The organism is Actinomadura harenae, from assembly GCF_003696215.1.
Lineage (GTDB): Bacteria > Actinomycetota > Actinomycetes > Streptosporangiales > Streptosporangiaceae > Spirillospora > Spirillospora harenae.
In genome coordinates, this window is record NZ_RFFG01000003.1 from 172,606 (window position 1) to 186,170 (window position 13,565).

Sequence of the window (13,565 nt, forward strand, 5' to 3'; positions counted from 1 at the left end):
CCAACTGGTGATCAGGCCCATCCGGACGCGGCCGGTTCTAGCAGTCGAGCTGGCCGCTTCAATGTCCCCCCAGAAAAGGTGAGCGAGCCCGATGTGGGTGAGGTCGGCGGCCGAAGACCGAGCCGAGCACTGAGGTGCACGCGCCGTGCTGTACCGCGTTGCGGTACTGGCGAGCGCATACCGTGCCGACCCACGACCGGTGGCCGTGCGTCGAGCTGGGCGGCGCCCCGTACGCCGCGGCGCCGACGCCGCGGCGTCGGCGCACGCCAGCTGTGGCGTCCGCTGCTGTGGCCTGCGGACCGGACGCGATGGTGAAGTGGGCGCCGGTCGCCCTGGTGGTGCGGCCGGGGGGCCTGCTCGATGCGGCAACCGCCGACGATCTGCCGCCTGCCGCCCGTGGCGGCCCTGGCCGCCGGTTCCACCGCCCCTGCCCCACGACCCAGATGTGCGGAGGAGTCCCCTTCCGCCCGAGAACGGCCTCCGGCGATCCCGCTGAGTGACCGGCGAACGCCTTGGTTCTTCGCGAACCAGGATTCGGAAGGCATCGTTCTCCCACGGGTGCGCGCCGTATCTTCCCACCGGTTGATCGGAAGGGCCGTGTGCGGCTTGAATGCGGGCGATCATTCAGGAAGAGGCGTACGTCCCAGGAGGCCGACCGGTGGGCAGACCCGAGCGGCCACTGGACCGTGACGCCGGACCTGTGCCCGCGTTCGCGGACGAGCTCCGGAAACTGCGCCGGAAGGCGGGCAGCCCGTCCTACAGGGTGCTCGCCGCGCGAGCGAACTACTCCCACACGGTCCTGTCGGACGCGACCCGTGGTGAACGCCTGCCCACCCTCGCGGTGACCCTGGCGTTCGTCCGCGCCTGTGGGGGCGATCCCGCCGAATGGGAAGCCCGCTGGCACCTGCACCGCCAGGTCGCCGAGGGACTTCTCGCGCCGTCCACAACGAACACCGCCGGTCCGGCGGACACGATCGATGTGGCAGCGGCCGACACGGCGGCCTCGGGAACCTCGGTGCCCGCCAAGGACGCCGCGTCCCCCGAGGACGCGGCGCCACCCACGCACGGGACTCCCGGGCCTCCCGCGCGCACGGCGGCGTCCGTGCCGGGTGGGACGCCTCCGGGCCGTCCGGCGGGAACACCGCCGATGATCGCCGTGATCGTCCGTCACGCGGCGGTCGCCGCCGTCGTCGCGGTCCTCGCGGGAACGTGCGGTTGGTGGCTGCGTCCCGCCACCTCGTCCGCGCCCGCCGCCGCGACCGGGCCGTCCACCCTTGCGTCCACTCAGGTCGACGACGGCACCGATCCCAAGTTCGCCGGATGCACCACGGACTCCTTTCCGCGTGACAACGTCCCGGTGAGGCTCGACCGTCCGGCACGGCTGCACCGCCGCGTCCTGCCCGCCGGGACGCAGGTCGGGACGGTGTATCTGATCTACTCGGTGAGGTGCGCCGGTGCGTGGGCCAGGTTCGTCCCGACACCCGGGCTCAATCCCGACCCGAACGAGACGTCGGCGGCGTCGGTATCGGTCCAGGTGGACCGTCCGATCGACGGCACCTCCTCGCTCTGGCGGATGGGACACGTCGACTCCATGTACTCCAACCTGCTGCTGGTCGGCGTCGGCTGCGTGACGGGCAGCGCCACGGTGCGGATGACGGGTCAGGACGCAGTCGGCAGCGCTCGCACAGGGTGCCTGGGACGTCCCTGACCGCGTCACGTTCCCGACCGCGTCACGGGCCTCAGGCGCCCCGCGCGAAGAAGTCGGCCGCCCGCCGCTCTCCCGCCACCGACCACAACACCAGGGCGTCCACCGTCATCAGGACCAGGGTGAGGACGACCCCGCCGGCGACCGACGGCGGCTTGGAGGCGAACGGCTCGTGCTGGGGCGTGGCGACATCCCACAGCTGAACCAGCACCGCCACTCCGCCGGCCAGCCCCAGGACGAGCGCTGTGATCGCGTACGCGCGAGCCCACAGCCTGCCCCGGACGAGCCCGACCGCCACCGAGCCCATGAGCGCGGCCCACGCCGCGGCGGCGGGGAAGACGACGGGTGTGAGGGCCAGCGCTACCAGGCTCCCGAACAGGCCGATCGCGGTCAGCACAGTGAAGTACGCCGCCGCCAGCCACACCGATCCCGGTGCGGTCGACGGCCGTGCGCGATCCATCGCGTCCAGTGCCTCCGCGCGTGTCTGAGTGTGTCCACCGAAGTACCGTGCGCCCGCGACCCCGTAAGGCAGACGTGCCATCGCCACGCACGCGCCCGCGCAGATGAACGCGGTGACCTTCGTCCCGGCGCCGGGAGCGTTGAGCAACAGCAGACCGCCGATCCCGCCCAGGGCGGCCACGACGACCAGAGCGGCCCGAGCCCGCTGGATCCCCAGATGCACCGCGAGCCCGGCGCCCGCGGTGAACAGGCCCAGCAGGAGCAACGCGAGCAGTATCCCCGCCGACGCAGCCGACGGGTTCTTCTGGCAGATCCCGTCACTGGTGGTGCCGTAACAGGGCGTCCCGTCGAAGGTCTGCCCCGTCGGTTCGGAGAAGGTGGACACGCTTCCGGCGACCGCGAAGCCGAACATCGACGCCGCCAGCGTGTAGGCGAGGAACGCCGCGGCGTGGACATGTTCGGGAATGAGGCGGCGACCCGGCTGCGCGGCCGAAAGAGCGGGCCGGTCGTACATGGGCGGCTCCAGTCCACAGGGGTCCGGGCCGCTGTTCGGCCCGGTGGCCCGCCCATTCGGCCAGCTCATCCGGTTGTCCGGGCAGTCCCGGACAACCGCTGACAACAGGCCCGCCCGTGACCACGACGTTCACCGGGCGATTCCGAACATGGAGAAGCCGTCCGTGACGATGAGCCCCGGCCCGGACCGGGCCGCGTGCCCCCGTGCCCGTGCACCTGCGTGCCCCAGCACGCTCGCACCTTCCGCCCCCGGTTGGCCGCCGGAGAAGAACCGGCCCGCAAACGGACGACCACCCTCGGGGTGGTCTATGACGCAATACCCGCACCACGCCGGCCACACGATGTGATCGCCGTTCCCTGCGGTCGGCGCGGCGACCGGACGGTGCGGCCCGGGCCGCACGCGACGCGCACGCACGCCTTGGCGCTGCTGGCCGGACACCGACCAGGTCATCGCCGCTTTCAACACCCAGGGCGCCACGCTCCCGGCGCGCCACCGAGGCCAGATCGACGCCTGCGTCCGCTACTGACCGGCCACGCCGCGGTCCTGAGACTCCGCACGATCATCGCCAACGGAAACTTCCCGACTACTGGCGCTACCACACCGCACGCGAGCATCACCGCGTCCACCACGCCAGTCACCAGGCCGAATATGACCTCACACCTGATCGGCGCGCTCCCTCGAAAGGCACCACACCCATCAGACGACATTCCGGAGGCTGTGGGTCGGGGCCTCTGACAAGCCCCGACCCACGGCGGTCACCCCTCAGCCTGTTCTGGGTGCCAGGCCGTTCAGCAGTCCTTTTCGAGGGTGACGACGGTGAGCGTGTCGTTGGCCAAGTGGTCCTGCTGCCCGTCGAAGATGCCGGACGGGGCGGAGGGCCCGTCTCCGCCGTCGAAGTACTGCTGCTTGCCGGGGCTCCAGCCGGCGTTCTCGTCGAAGTGGCCGCTCGAGCAGCCGGCCCGCCACGCGCTTGCCTTGTCGTTCCAGTTACGTCCGTCAGCCTGGTCGCCGTCGGCGAGGTTGAGCCAGCCCTTGCCGAGAATGCACAGAACCGGACCGCCCGCGCTGATCGGGCTGTCCCAGAACAGTTCCAACTGCCTACTGTTGTCGCACTTCACGACACTGACGTTGGGAGTCACCGTGCCCTCCTTGCGGAGGCACCGGTGTGTCGCCGGGCGGCTGCCGTGGAGGGTGATTTCGGTGACCTGGCAGTCGCCCTTGGCGGTGGGCGCGGCCTGGGCGGCGCCGGTGAGCGCGATCGGTCCTGTCAGGCCAGCGAGGATTCCCGCTCCGGCCGCGGCCTGGAGCCGGAAGCGTCGGGTGTTGCGCATTCGTCGAACCGTCCTTTCTGTGGTTGTGCTGACCCCTGATTTCTAGCCACCGAATTGTCCACTGTGAAGCCATCTGAGCAATCCGAACATTATGGACAACAATCCAAACAATCCGGACAATTATCTTTGATTAGAAGTGTCTTGGCAGGTCGGACCGGGCCTCCACCGCGATACAGGTGCGCCACTTTCTGACGGTCAGGACGGCGAGCATCTCGGTGACGTCTCTCGCCATGAAGGAGGAGCGCCCGTTTCGCGCGGTAGCCGGTTGCCGACCCGCACGCGCATCCCGGCCTCCTCCAACATCACCCGGACCGCCGCCTGACCGCGTGCGCCTCAGCGGCACCGGGATGGTGCCGCGGCCCCCTCCGGTGATGGTGAGCGTCTTCAGCGGCAGTTTCAGACCGCCCATTTCGGAGCCCGACCTCACGACGGCATGCGCCTGTCGGTCGACCGGTGGCTGACGCACTCAGAGATCCTCCGCAAGCTCGCCGACGATCACGCCGACAAGATGTGGATCCACGCAGCCGAGACCCGCGGGCCGGCCGCGCCGAGAGTGAGGATCTGCGCCGCTGGCGCGACAACCTGATCGGTCAGCTCGAGGAGGGTGACCCTGGGGACTCCGAGTTCCGTGGGTCGGTGCGGCGGCGGTGATCGTCCAGGTCACCCTGCGGGCGCGGACGGTCCGGGAGATCGAGGCATTGGGAGTCACAGGCGCGCCAGAGGAGGACCGGAAACGATCAACTCGGGAAGGAGGAGGAATGAGCGCGCGAACGTTCGTTCCCCCTATGGGAGTACCCCCTACCGGATTCGAACCGGCGCTACCGCCTTGAAAGGGCGGCGTCCTAGGCCGCTAGACGAAGGGGGCCTATGGCGGGCTGGGCCCACCGTTGTGCCCAGCATAGGGGACAACGTCGGGGGACGCACAAACGGTTATGGGCGGGACGGTGGTGTTGTGGGCCACTGGGACGGGGGCAGGGACGGGAAGGGGGAGGAGGGGGTGGGGGCGGGGGACGGGGTGGGCGGGCTGATGGGGCGGTCGGGCTTGGGTTCGAGGTGGCGCTCGATCTGGGCGGAGGTGAGGCCGAGGCCGCCGAGGCGCAGGTCGTCCCAGCCCTGGAGGCGGTGGGTGGCGCGGCTGAAGTAGAGGACGGAGAGTTCGATCGGGGTGGGCTGCTCGTGTTCGAGGCCGCGCAGGCCCGCGCCGCCGGTGGAGCCCTGGACGAAGAGGCGGGTGCCGGTGGGGAGGAGGGTGGTCTCGCGTTTGTGGGTGTGGCCTGAGAGGACGAGCGGGGCGAGGCCGGAGAAGGCGGAGCCCTCGGCGGGGTCGTGGGCGATCACGATGTCGGGGCGGGCGCCGGAGGCGCGGAGCCTCTCGGCCAGGCGGAGGCCCTCGGCGTGGAGCTGGGCGTCGCCGACATGGTCGTCTCGGGTGGATTTGTCCGGGGTGTAGCGGGGGTCGCCGACGCCGTAGAGGCTCAGGTTCTCGATCTGGAGGGTGGTGTTGTCCAGGACGACGCCGTTCTTCTGCCGGGCGACGGCCTTCTGGGTGCCGCGGGAGTCGTGGTTGCCGCGGACGTAGACGTAGGGGACGCGGAAGGTCGAGATGTCGTTCGCGAACTTGTCCTCGGCGCGGGTGCCGTGGTCCATGAGGTCGCCGCTGTCGATGATCAGGTCGGCCTGGAACTGGACGGCGACCGAGCGGATCACGTCCCAGGCGGCCGGGTTCAGGTGGATGTCGGAGACGTGCACGATCCGCAGCGTGGACGGGTCGGGCTCGTACGTCGGGAGGGTGGACGTCGCCGCGTACAGCCGGGACATGTTGCCGACGAGGCGGGCCAGCTGCGCCCGGTAGGAGGTGAAGCGCTCGACGAGGTTGCGGGCGTCGCCGACGACGCGGGGGGCGTTGGCGAGCAGGCCGGTGTAGCGGGGTTCGGCGAGGGACGCCGGGCTGAAGGACAGCCAGGCGGTCAGGGCGACCGCGAGCATGCCCGCGAGCGCGGCGCCGGCCCCGGCGAGGGCGCGCCGCCACGAGCGGAAGGCGAGCAGCCCGGCGAGGAACGCGCCTCCCAGGGCGGTCAGGACGCCCCGGAGCAGCATGATCCACACGCCGTGCCAGAGCTGTCCGGCGATCCGGTCGGTCATCTGCCGGTCGGACACGTTGGAGCTCTCGATGAACTCGCGGGCGGCGGCCAGGCGCAGCTGGGTCACCTGGGCGCGCAGCGCGACCGGGCCCCAGTGGGTGTCCAGGTGGAGAGAACCGAGTGGCGGGATCGCGATGGTCGTCCCGCCGTGCCAGGTCGCCTGGAGGGTGAGCGAGACGTCCGTGGGGCCGACCGGGGTGTCGACGCGTCCGCCGAGGAGCAGGCCCGCGAGGCCGCCGGACAGGCCCACGAGGACGACCAGCAGGACGCGTCCGGCGCGGCGCGCGCGGGGCGCCCCCAGGCGGGACGCCACCCCGGCGCGGACGGCGGTGACGGCCGGGCGGACGCGTTCGGCCGGGGACCGGGACGGCAAGGGGCCTCCTTCGTGGCGCACAATGGGCATTGTGATGGAGATGTCGCGGGAGGCGTTCGAGGACCTGGTCTCCGAGGCCCTCGACTCCATCCCGGCCGAGCTGACCGCGCACATGCGCAACGTCGTCATCGTCGTCGAGGACGTCGCGCCCCAGCGCGGCCTGCTCGGGCTCTACCAGGGGGTACCCCTCACCGAGCGCGGCGACTGGTACGCGGGCGTCCTGCCCGACCACATCTCGATCTACCGCGACCAGATCCTCCGCGTCTGCGAGACCGCCGAGCAGGTGGTCGAGGAGGTCCGGATCACCGTGGTGCACGAGATCGCCCATCATTTCGGCATCGGTGACGCCCGGCTGCACGAGCTCGGCTACTGACCCCGGTCGGCCACAGGGCCGGATAAGCGCAGATCACGGGCCGGTCAAGGCGCCGGTGCGGCAAGGGGTTCCATGAATTGGGCACGGTAGGTCACATAACTGCCACGCAGCGTGAGTTAATGGGAGGAGGAGAGCGGAGTGGAGAGCGCGTGGCTGGACGGCAGAGCGGTCGGCACCGGCGGCCGCCGGAGGCGCAGGCCACCTATCGCGAGGTGTTCGCGGTGGGCGAGTTCCGCGCGCTGTGGCTGGCGCAGGCCCTGTCGTTCATCGGCGACCAGCTCGCCCAGGTGGCGCTGGCCGTCCTGGTCTTCCAGCGCACCGGATCGGCGCTCTACACCGCCCTCACCTACGCGCTGACGTACCTGCCGCCGATCGTCGGCGGGCCCGTCCTGTCCGGGCTGGCCGACCTGTTCCCGCGCCGCACGGTCATGGTCATGTGCGACGTGGCGCGGACGGTTCTGGTCGCGCTGATGGCGCTGCGGGCGCTGCCGTTCTGGGTGCTGTGCGCGCTGGTCTTCCTCAGCGTCCTGCTCGGGGCGCCGTTCACCGCCGCGCGCGCCGCCCTGCTCCCGGACGTCCTGGAAGGGGACAGGTATGTCGCCGGGTCGGCCATCAACAACATCACCCACCAGGCGACCCAGATGCTCGGGTTCGTCGCGGGCGGCGCGATCGTTGCGGTGGTCGGCACGTACCAGGCGCTCGGGATCGACTCCGTCACGTTCGCGGTGTCCGCGCTGATCCTGGTGGTGGGGCTGCGCCGGAGACCCGCGCCACGCGAACACGAACGGGCGTCGCGGGCCCTGTGGCGCGGCACGCGGGACGGCGCGCGCCTGGTGTTCGGCGACCCCGTCCTGCGGTCCCTGGTGTCGTTCGCCTGGCTGTGCGCGTTCTACGTGCTGCCGGAGGGGATCGCCGCGCCCTACGCCGCCACCTTCGACCGGAACCCGCTGACGGTGGGGCTGCTGATGTCGGCCATGCCGACCGGGATGGTGTTCGGCGCGTTCGCGTTCAGCCGGTTCGTCCGGCCCACGAACCGGCTGCGGTCGATGGGCTGGATGGCCATGCTGGCCTGCGCGCCGCTGATCGTCGCGGGCGCGCATCCGCCGCTGTGGGGCGTGGTGACGATCTACGCGCTGTCCGGAGTGGGCAGCGCCTACCAGCTCGCCGCGAACGCCGCGTTCGTCGCCGCCGTCCCGCCGGACGGCCGGGCGCAGGCGTTCGGGCTCGCCCAGTCGGGCATCCTCGCAGGTCAGGGCCTGGGGATCCTGGCGGGAGGCGCCGCCGCGCAGTACCTCGGCCCGGAGACCGTCGTCGCGCTCGCGGGCGTCCTCGGCCTGTCGGTCGCCGCGATGCTCACCCTCACCTGGAACCAGCTGCGCGGCTCGATGATCAACGGGCCCCGGGAGCGTCCCGGCGTCGGCGAACCCCGTGAGGTGGCGAACGTCCAGGAGGCCGGCGCGCGGGACGAGCCTCAGCGCGAGCCGCAGGGCGTTCGGGAGGCGCGGGAGAGCCCGGCGGGGCTCCGGTCGCACGCGGTGCCCGAGGAGTTCGCCGGGACGGGCACACGGGCGGAGATCGAGGAGACCGCGCTTGGTCGGACGGACGCGGGGGCCGAGGAGGGCGCGCTCGTTCGGCGGGACGCGGGGGCCGACGGGGCCGCGCTCGGTCCGCAGGACGTGGAGGCCGGAGGATCCGTGCTCGGTCAGCGGGGCGTGGACGCCGGAGGAGGCGCGGCGGCGGCGGAAGGCGGGGCCGGGCAGGGGGCGAGGGGCGGACGGGCCGGGGGCGTCCGGCCGTCCGCTTCGCCGTCCTGACGCGGGCGCGCCGTCACGGACGGGGCTTGGTGGTGTTCGCGAAGGTGTCCTTGGCCTTCTGCGTCGCGTCCTGGACCGTGGGGGACTCCTTGGCCTTCTGGAAGAGGTCCTCGGCGACCGAGGACTCGGCGCCGTCCTCCGGCATGACCAGCCAGGCGATGATGTACAGCGCGATGCCCGCGCCGCCGAACAGGGTGAAGACGCCCAGGCCCAGACGGACCAGGTTGGGGTCGATGCCCAGGTAGCGGCCGACACCGGAGCACACCCCGGCGATCATCTTGCCGTCGCGGGTCCGGCGGAGCTGCTTGGTGCTGTTCTGCGTTTCCATACTTAGATCTTCCCTCTCCAGGCCGTCGGGCGGCATCGGGATTCGCCCTGACCCGACCCTGAGAGCATCCCCGAAAAGCGCGCCGCCGACCCTGGGGAGGGGCCCGGGAAGCGGGCCGTCGTACCCTGGCCGCGTCGTTCTGCCTCCGACGGATGGGATGCCCGGATGGACGTGCTGCGCGTGGACGACGGTCTCGACGGCGAGGAGCGGATGGTCCGGGACACCGTCCGCGCGTTCGTCGCGGAGAAGATCGCCCCGCACCTGGCGGAGTGGTTCGAGGACGGCGTGTTCCCCGCCCGCGATCTCGCCCCCGAGCTGGGAAGGCTCGGCCTCCTTGGAATGCACCTGGAGGGGTACGGGTGCGCCGGGGCGAGTGCCGTCGCGTACGGCGTGGCGTGCCGGGAGCTGGAGGCGGCCGACTCGGGGCTGCGCAGCTTCGTGTCCGTCCAGGGCTCGCTGGCGATGGCGGCGATCCACAAGTTCGGCTCGGAGGAGCAGAAGACCGCGTGGCTGCCCCGGATGGCGTCCGGTGAGGCGATCGGCTGCTTCGGCCTGACCGAGCCCGACCGCGGCTCCGACCCCGGCGACATGCGGACCCGGGCGCGCCGGGACGGATCCGACTGGGTCCTGGACGGCACGAAGATGTGGATCACCAACGGCTCGGTCGCGGACGTCGCGGTCGTCTGGGCCAGGGTGGAGGACGAAGGGATCCGCGGGTTCGTCGTCCCGGCCGGGACGCCCGGGTTCGGCGCGTCCGACATCCACCGGAAGATGTCGCTCCGGGCGTCCGTGACGTCCGAGCTGGTGCTGGACGGGGTGCGGCTGCCGGGGGACGCCGTCCTGCCGGGGGTGACCGGGCTGAAGGGGCCGCTGAGCTGCCTGTCCGAGGCGCGCTACGGGATCCTGTGGGGCGCGGTCGGCGCGGGACGCGCCTGCTACGAGGCGGCCGTCGACTACGCGCGCACGCGCGAGCAGTTCGGCAAACCCCTGGGGGCGTTCCAGCTGACGCAGGAGAAACTGGCCTGGATGGAAGTCGCGCTGGGGCGGGCCGGGCTGGTCGCGCTGCACATCGGCCGTGCCAAGGACGCGGGGAAGGTCACGCCGCAGCAGGTCTCGTTCGGGAAGCTCGCGAACGTCCGCGCCGCGATCGATGTCGCCCGCGAGGCCCGGACGATCCTCGGCGCGAACGGGATCACGCTCGAATACCCGGTGATCAGGCACATGAACAACCTGGAGTCGGTGCTCACCTACGAGGGGACGCAGGAGGTGCACCTGCTGACCCTCGGGAAGGCGATCACCGGTCTGGACGCCTTCCGCTGACGTCCCGGGCCGGGGCGCGGCGGACGGCCGGACGACTCCTGATCTTTCGGGTGAGCGCGATCACCGTGTAGCAAAGCTTAAAGTCGTGCTGAAGGGTAACTCGCTGGACGGCCCGCGCCCGGGCTGGGCAGACTCGATTGCCCCAGGTCAAGGCATGAACGTAGGGAGCGGCATGAGAATCGGGATCGTCGGTGCCACCGGACAGGTCGGCGGGGTCTTGCGCAGGATCCTGGCCGAGCGGAACGTCCCCGTGGACGAGCTCCGCCTGTTCGCCTCGGCGCGGTCGGCCGGACGCACGCTTCCATGGGGCGACGGGGAGATCACCGTCGAGGACGCCGCGACCGCCGACTACCGCGGCCTGGACATCGTGATCTTCTCGGCTGGGAAGACCACCTCGCTGGCGCTCGCGCCGAAGGTCGCCGACGCGGGCGCGGTCGTGATCGACAACTCGTCCGGGTGGCGGATGGACCCGGACGTCCCGCTCGTCGTCTCCGAGGTGAACCCCGGGGCGGCCCGCGTCCGGCCCAAGGGGATCATCGCGAACCCGAACTGCACCACCATGGCCGCGATGCCCGTGCTTCGCCCGCTGCACGAGGAGGCCGGGCTGTCCGCGCTGGTCGTCGCCACCTACCAGGCGGTGTCCGGCAGCGGTCTGGCCGGCGTGGACGAGCTGCACCAGCAGGCCCTGAAGGTCGTCGAGGGCGCGGACGCCCTCACCCATGACGGCTCGGCCGCCGCGTTCCCGGAGCCGAACGTGTACGTCCGGCCGATCGCGTTCAACGTGCTGCCGATGGCGGGCTCGATCGTGGACGACGGCCTGGCCGAGACCGACGAGGAGCAGAAGCTCCGCAACGAGAGCCGCAAGATCCTCGGCATCCCCGGGCTGAAGGTCTCGGGGACCTGTGTGCGGGTGCCGGTGTTCACCGGGCACTCGCTGCAGATCAACGCGCGGTTCGACCGTCCGATCAGCCCGGAGCGGGCCGCCGGGCTGCTCGCGGACGCGCCGGGCGTCGTGCTCAGCGACGTCCCGACGCCGCTGCAGGCCGCCGGGCAGGACCCGACCTTCGTCGGGCGCATCCGCCGCGACGAGACCGTGGAGAACGGCCTCGCGCTGTTCGCCGCGGGCGACAACCTGCGCAAGGGCGCGGCGCTCAACGCCGTCCAGATCGCCGAGCTGGTCGCCGCCGAGCTCGCCGAATAGGCCCCAGGGGCGTCCTGGGACGGGGGCCGGGCGGCCGGGCACGACCCGGCCCCCGTCCCGGAGGGTCCGCGTGCGCCTGAGGGCCGATGTCGGGCTGGCGCGCCGCTCCGGCGGGCCGGTCAGGCCTTGGCGCCGCGGACCTCCAGGGAGTCGAGCAGGGCGGCGCTGGCGCGGGTGATCTCCTCGACGGCGCGGTCGAACGCCTCGGCGTTGTGCGCGGCGGGCGCCCGGAATCCCGAGATCTTCCGGACGAACTGGAGCGCGGCGGCGTGGACGTCGTCCTCGGTGACGTCCTCGGCGTACGGCGGGCGGAGCGTCTTGATGCTGCGGCACATACCTCCATGGTCGCTCACGCCTCTGACATTCGCTTTCGTGGGTTTTTGCCGAAGCCCGGAGACCTAAACGATCTTTAGGTTGGGCGCATGAGAACGCAGCGCATCCTGCCCGTCCTGACCGCCTCCACCGCCCTGGCCGGGGCGGCCGTCCTTCTTCCGTCCGCCGCCCACGCCGCGACCCCGGCCAAGGCGCCCGCCTCCAAGGCGCCCGCCTCCCACGCGCGGACCGCTCACTGCGTCTTCACCCCGACGCCCGACAACCCGGCCGCCAAGCCCGTCCACGCGCCGAAGGCGACGGTCCGCGCGCACGGCACCGTGGACGTCCGGATCGTCACCAACCACGGTGAGGTCCGGATCAGCATGGACCGGCGGAACGCGCCCTGCGCGGTGGAGAACTTCGCCAGCCTCACCAAGCAGAAGTTCTACAACCACACGCAGTGCTGGCGGCTGACGAACTCGGAGCGCCTCGGCGTCCTGCAGTGCGGCGACATCTACCGCGCCGAGGAGGGCGGGCCGGGCTACAAGTTCGACGACGAGCTGACCGGCAAGGAGACCTACCCGCGCGGCACCGTCGCGATGGGCAACTGGGGGCCGAACACCAACGGCAGCCAGTTCTTCATCGTCCACACGCACGCGAACATCCCGGCCGCGTTCACGGTGCTCGGGAAGGTCACCAAGGGGATGAAGGTCCTCGACGAGATCGCCGCGGGCGGCATCATCCCGCAGTCCGGCCCGCTCGACGGCCTGCCCAAGCACCCCGTGAAGATCATCCGCGTGACCGCGCACGGCTGATCCGCGTGTTCCGGGGCGGGTCAGGGTGTCACATCCGGGCCCGCCCGGGCGTCGTTAGGGTGAGATCCAGGACCTGATCCCGAGGAGTCGGATGACCTCCCACGACGACAAGGCCGCACGGCTGCGCGAACTGCACCGTCCGGGCGACCCGCTGATCCTGCCCAACGTGTGGGACGCCGCGAGCGCGCGGGTCGTCGCGGACGCCGGATACCCGGCGCTCGCCACCGCCAGCGCCGCCGTGTCCGCGATGCTCGGCTACGACGACCACCAGGGCGCCCCGGCGGACGAGATGTTCGCGGCGGCCGCCCGGGTCGTCCGGGCCGCCGGGGACCTCCCGGTCACCGTGGACGCCGAGGCCGGGTACGGCCTCCCGCCCGCCGACCTGGTCGCGCGGCTCGCCGCGATCGGCGCGGTCGGCTGCAACCTGGAGGACACCGACCTCGCCGCGGGAGGCGGGCTCGCCGACGCGTCCGCGCAGGCCGAGTACCTGGCGTCCGTCCGGGAGGCGGCCCGTGCGAACGGCACCGACCTGGTGATCAACGCCCGCGTGGACGTGTTCGCCGGCAAGCCCGAGGCGACCCCCGAGCTGATCGACGCGGCGCTCGACCGGGGACACCGCTACCTGGAGGCCGGGGCCGACGCGGTCTACCCGATCCTCCTGACCGACGAGAACGCGATCGCGACGCTCACCAAGGAGCTGCCGGGGCCGGTCAACGTCCTGTGCCTGCCCGGGACGACGGTCTCCCGCCTCGCCGAACTCGGCGTCGCGCGGATCTCCTGGGGCCCGCAGCCGCACCGCCTCGCCATGGCCGCGCTCCAGGACCATGTCACCGGCCTGCGTCCCTGACCTGGGATGACGTCCGCCCGGCCGGGGTGACC

The 13,565-nt window shown here is 71.8% G+C and carries 12 protein-coding genes and 1 tRNA gene; 7 read left to right on the top strand and 6 right to left on the bottom strand.

Translation table 11 applies throughout. The annotated features are described in order from the left end of the window. Nucleotides 1–658: 658 nt before the first annotated feature. On the top strand, nt 659–1,708 hold the full coding sequence (locus EBO15_RS44015; RefSeq protein ID WP_158628111.1) for a helix-turn-helix domain-containing protein: 1,050 nt from the start codon (nt 659–661) through the stop codon (nt 1,706–1,708). 31 nt (nt 1,709–1,739) lie between these two features. On the opposite strand, the gene EBO15_RS02965 is transcribed toward EBO15_RS44015, so the two are convergent. The 4 genes from EBO15_RS02965 to EBO15_RS46705 form a co-directional block, all read right to left on the bottom strand. Beyond that, nucleotides 1,740–2,747: a hypothetical protein gene (locus tag EBO15_RS02965; RefSeq protein WP_147481360.1), complete on the bottom strand. Its 1,008-nt coding sequence runs from the start codon at nt 2,745–2,747 to the stop codon at nt 1,740–1,742. 719 nt (nt 2,748–3,466) lie between these two features. Continuing rightward, nucleotides 3,467–4,009 (bottom strand): hypothetical protein, encoded by a 543-nt coding sequence (locus EBO15_RS02970; RefSeq protein ID WP_122192713.1) that lies wholly within the window; start codon nt 4,007–4,009, stop codon nt 3,467–3,469. 792 nt (nt 4,010–4,801) lie between these two features. Further along, nucleotides 4,802–4,874 (bottom strand) — tRNA-Glu (locus EBO15_RS02975). 65 nt (nt 4,875–4,939) lie between these two features. Then, nucleotides 4,940–6,544, bottom strand: coding sequence for a metallophosphoesterase family protein (locus EBO15_RS46705; protein WP_267898374.1), 1,605 nt, complete (start codon nt 6,542–6,544; stop codon nt 4,940–4,942). 10 nt (nt 6,545–6,554) lie between these two features. On the opposite strand from EBO15_RS46705, the gene EBO15_RS02985 reads away from it, so the two are divergent. After that, nucleotides 6,555–6,896: a metallopeptidase family protein gene (locus EBO15_RS02985; protein ID WP_122192715.1), complete on the top strand. Its 342-nt coding sequence runs from the start codon at nt 6,555–6,557 to the stop codon at nt 6,894–6,896. A 149-nt stretch (nt 6,897–7,045) separates the two neighbouring features. After that, the gene (locus EBO15_RS02990) at nt 7,046–8,710 is read left to right on the top strand and encodes an MFS transporter (protein WP_233615891.1); all 1,665 of its coding nucleotides are present in this window, start codon (nt 7,046–7,048) and stop codon (nt 8,708–8,710) included. Nucleotides 8,711–8,723: 13 nt separating this feature from the next. On the opposite strand, the gene EBO15_RS02995 is transcribed toward EBO15_RS02990, so the two are convergent. Then, complete coding sequence (locus tag EBO15_RS02995; RefSeq protein WP_122192716.1) at nt 8,724–9,038, bottom strand: PspC domain-containing protein; 315 nt, start codon at nt 9,036–9,038, stop codon at nt 8,724–8,726. 165 nt (nt 9,039–9,203) lie between these two features. Between EBO15_RS02995 and EBO15_RS03000 the strand changes: the two genes are divergently transcribed. Together EBO15_RS03000 and EBO15_RS03005 are read left to right on the top strand one after the other, a co-directional pair. Continuing rightward, the gene (locus EBO15_RS03000) at nt 9,204–10,358 is read left to right on the top strand and encodes an acyl-CoA dehydrogenase family protein (RefSeq protein ID WP_122192717.1); all 1,155 of its coding nucleotides are present in this window, start codon (nt 9,204–9,206) and stop codon (nt 10,356–10,358) included. A gap of 172 nt (nt 10,359–10,530) precedes the next feature. After that, nucleotides 10,531–11,559 carry an aspartate-semialdehyde dehydrogenase gene (locus EBO15_RS03005; protein ID WP_122192718.1) on the top strand — a complete coding sequence of 343 codons (1,029 nt, stop codon included), beginning with the start codon at nt 10,531–10,533 and terminating at the stop codon, nt 11,557–11,559. A gap of 119 nt (nt 11,560–11,678) precedes the next feature. On the opposite strand, the gene EBO15_RS03010 is transcribed toward EBO15_RS03005, so the two are convergent. Then, nucleotides 11,679–11,894, bottom strand: a complete 216-nt coding sequence (locus tag EBO15_RS03010) for a DUF2277 domain-containing protein (RefSeq protein WP_122192719.1) — start codon at nt 11,892–11,894, stop codon at nt 11,679–11,681. Nucleotides 11,895–11,981: 87 nt separating this feature from the next. On the opposite strand from EBO15_RS03010, the gene EBO15_RS03015 reads away from it, so the two are divergent. Beyond that, a complete protein-coding gene (locus EBO15_RS03015; RefSeq protein ID WP_122192720.1) occupies nt 11,982–12,686 on the top strand; it encodes a peptidylprolyl isomerase in 705 nt (234 codons plus the stop codon). 91 nt (nt 12,687–12,777) lie between these two features. After that, nucleotides 12,778–13,533: an isocitrate lyase/PEP mutase family protein gene (locus tag EBO15_RS03020; RefSeq protein ID WP_122192721.1), complete on the top strand. Its 756-nt coding sequence runs from the start codon at nt 12,778–12,780 to the stop codon at nt 13,531–13,533. Nucleotides 13,534–13,565: the final 32 nt, after the last annotated feature.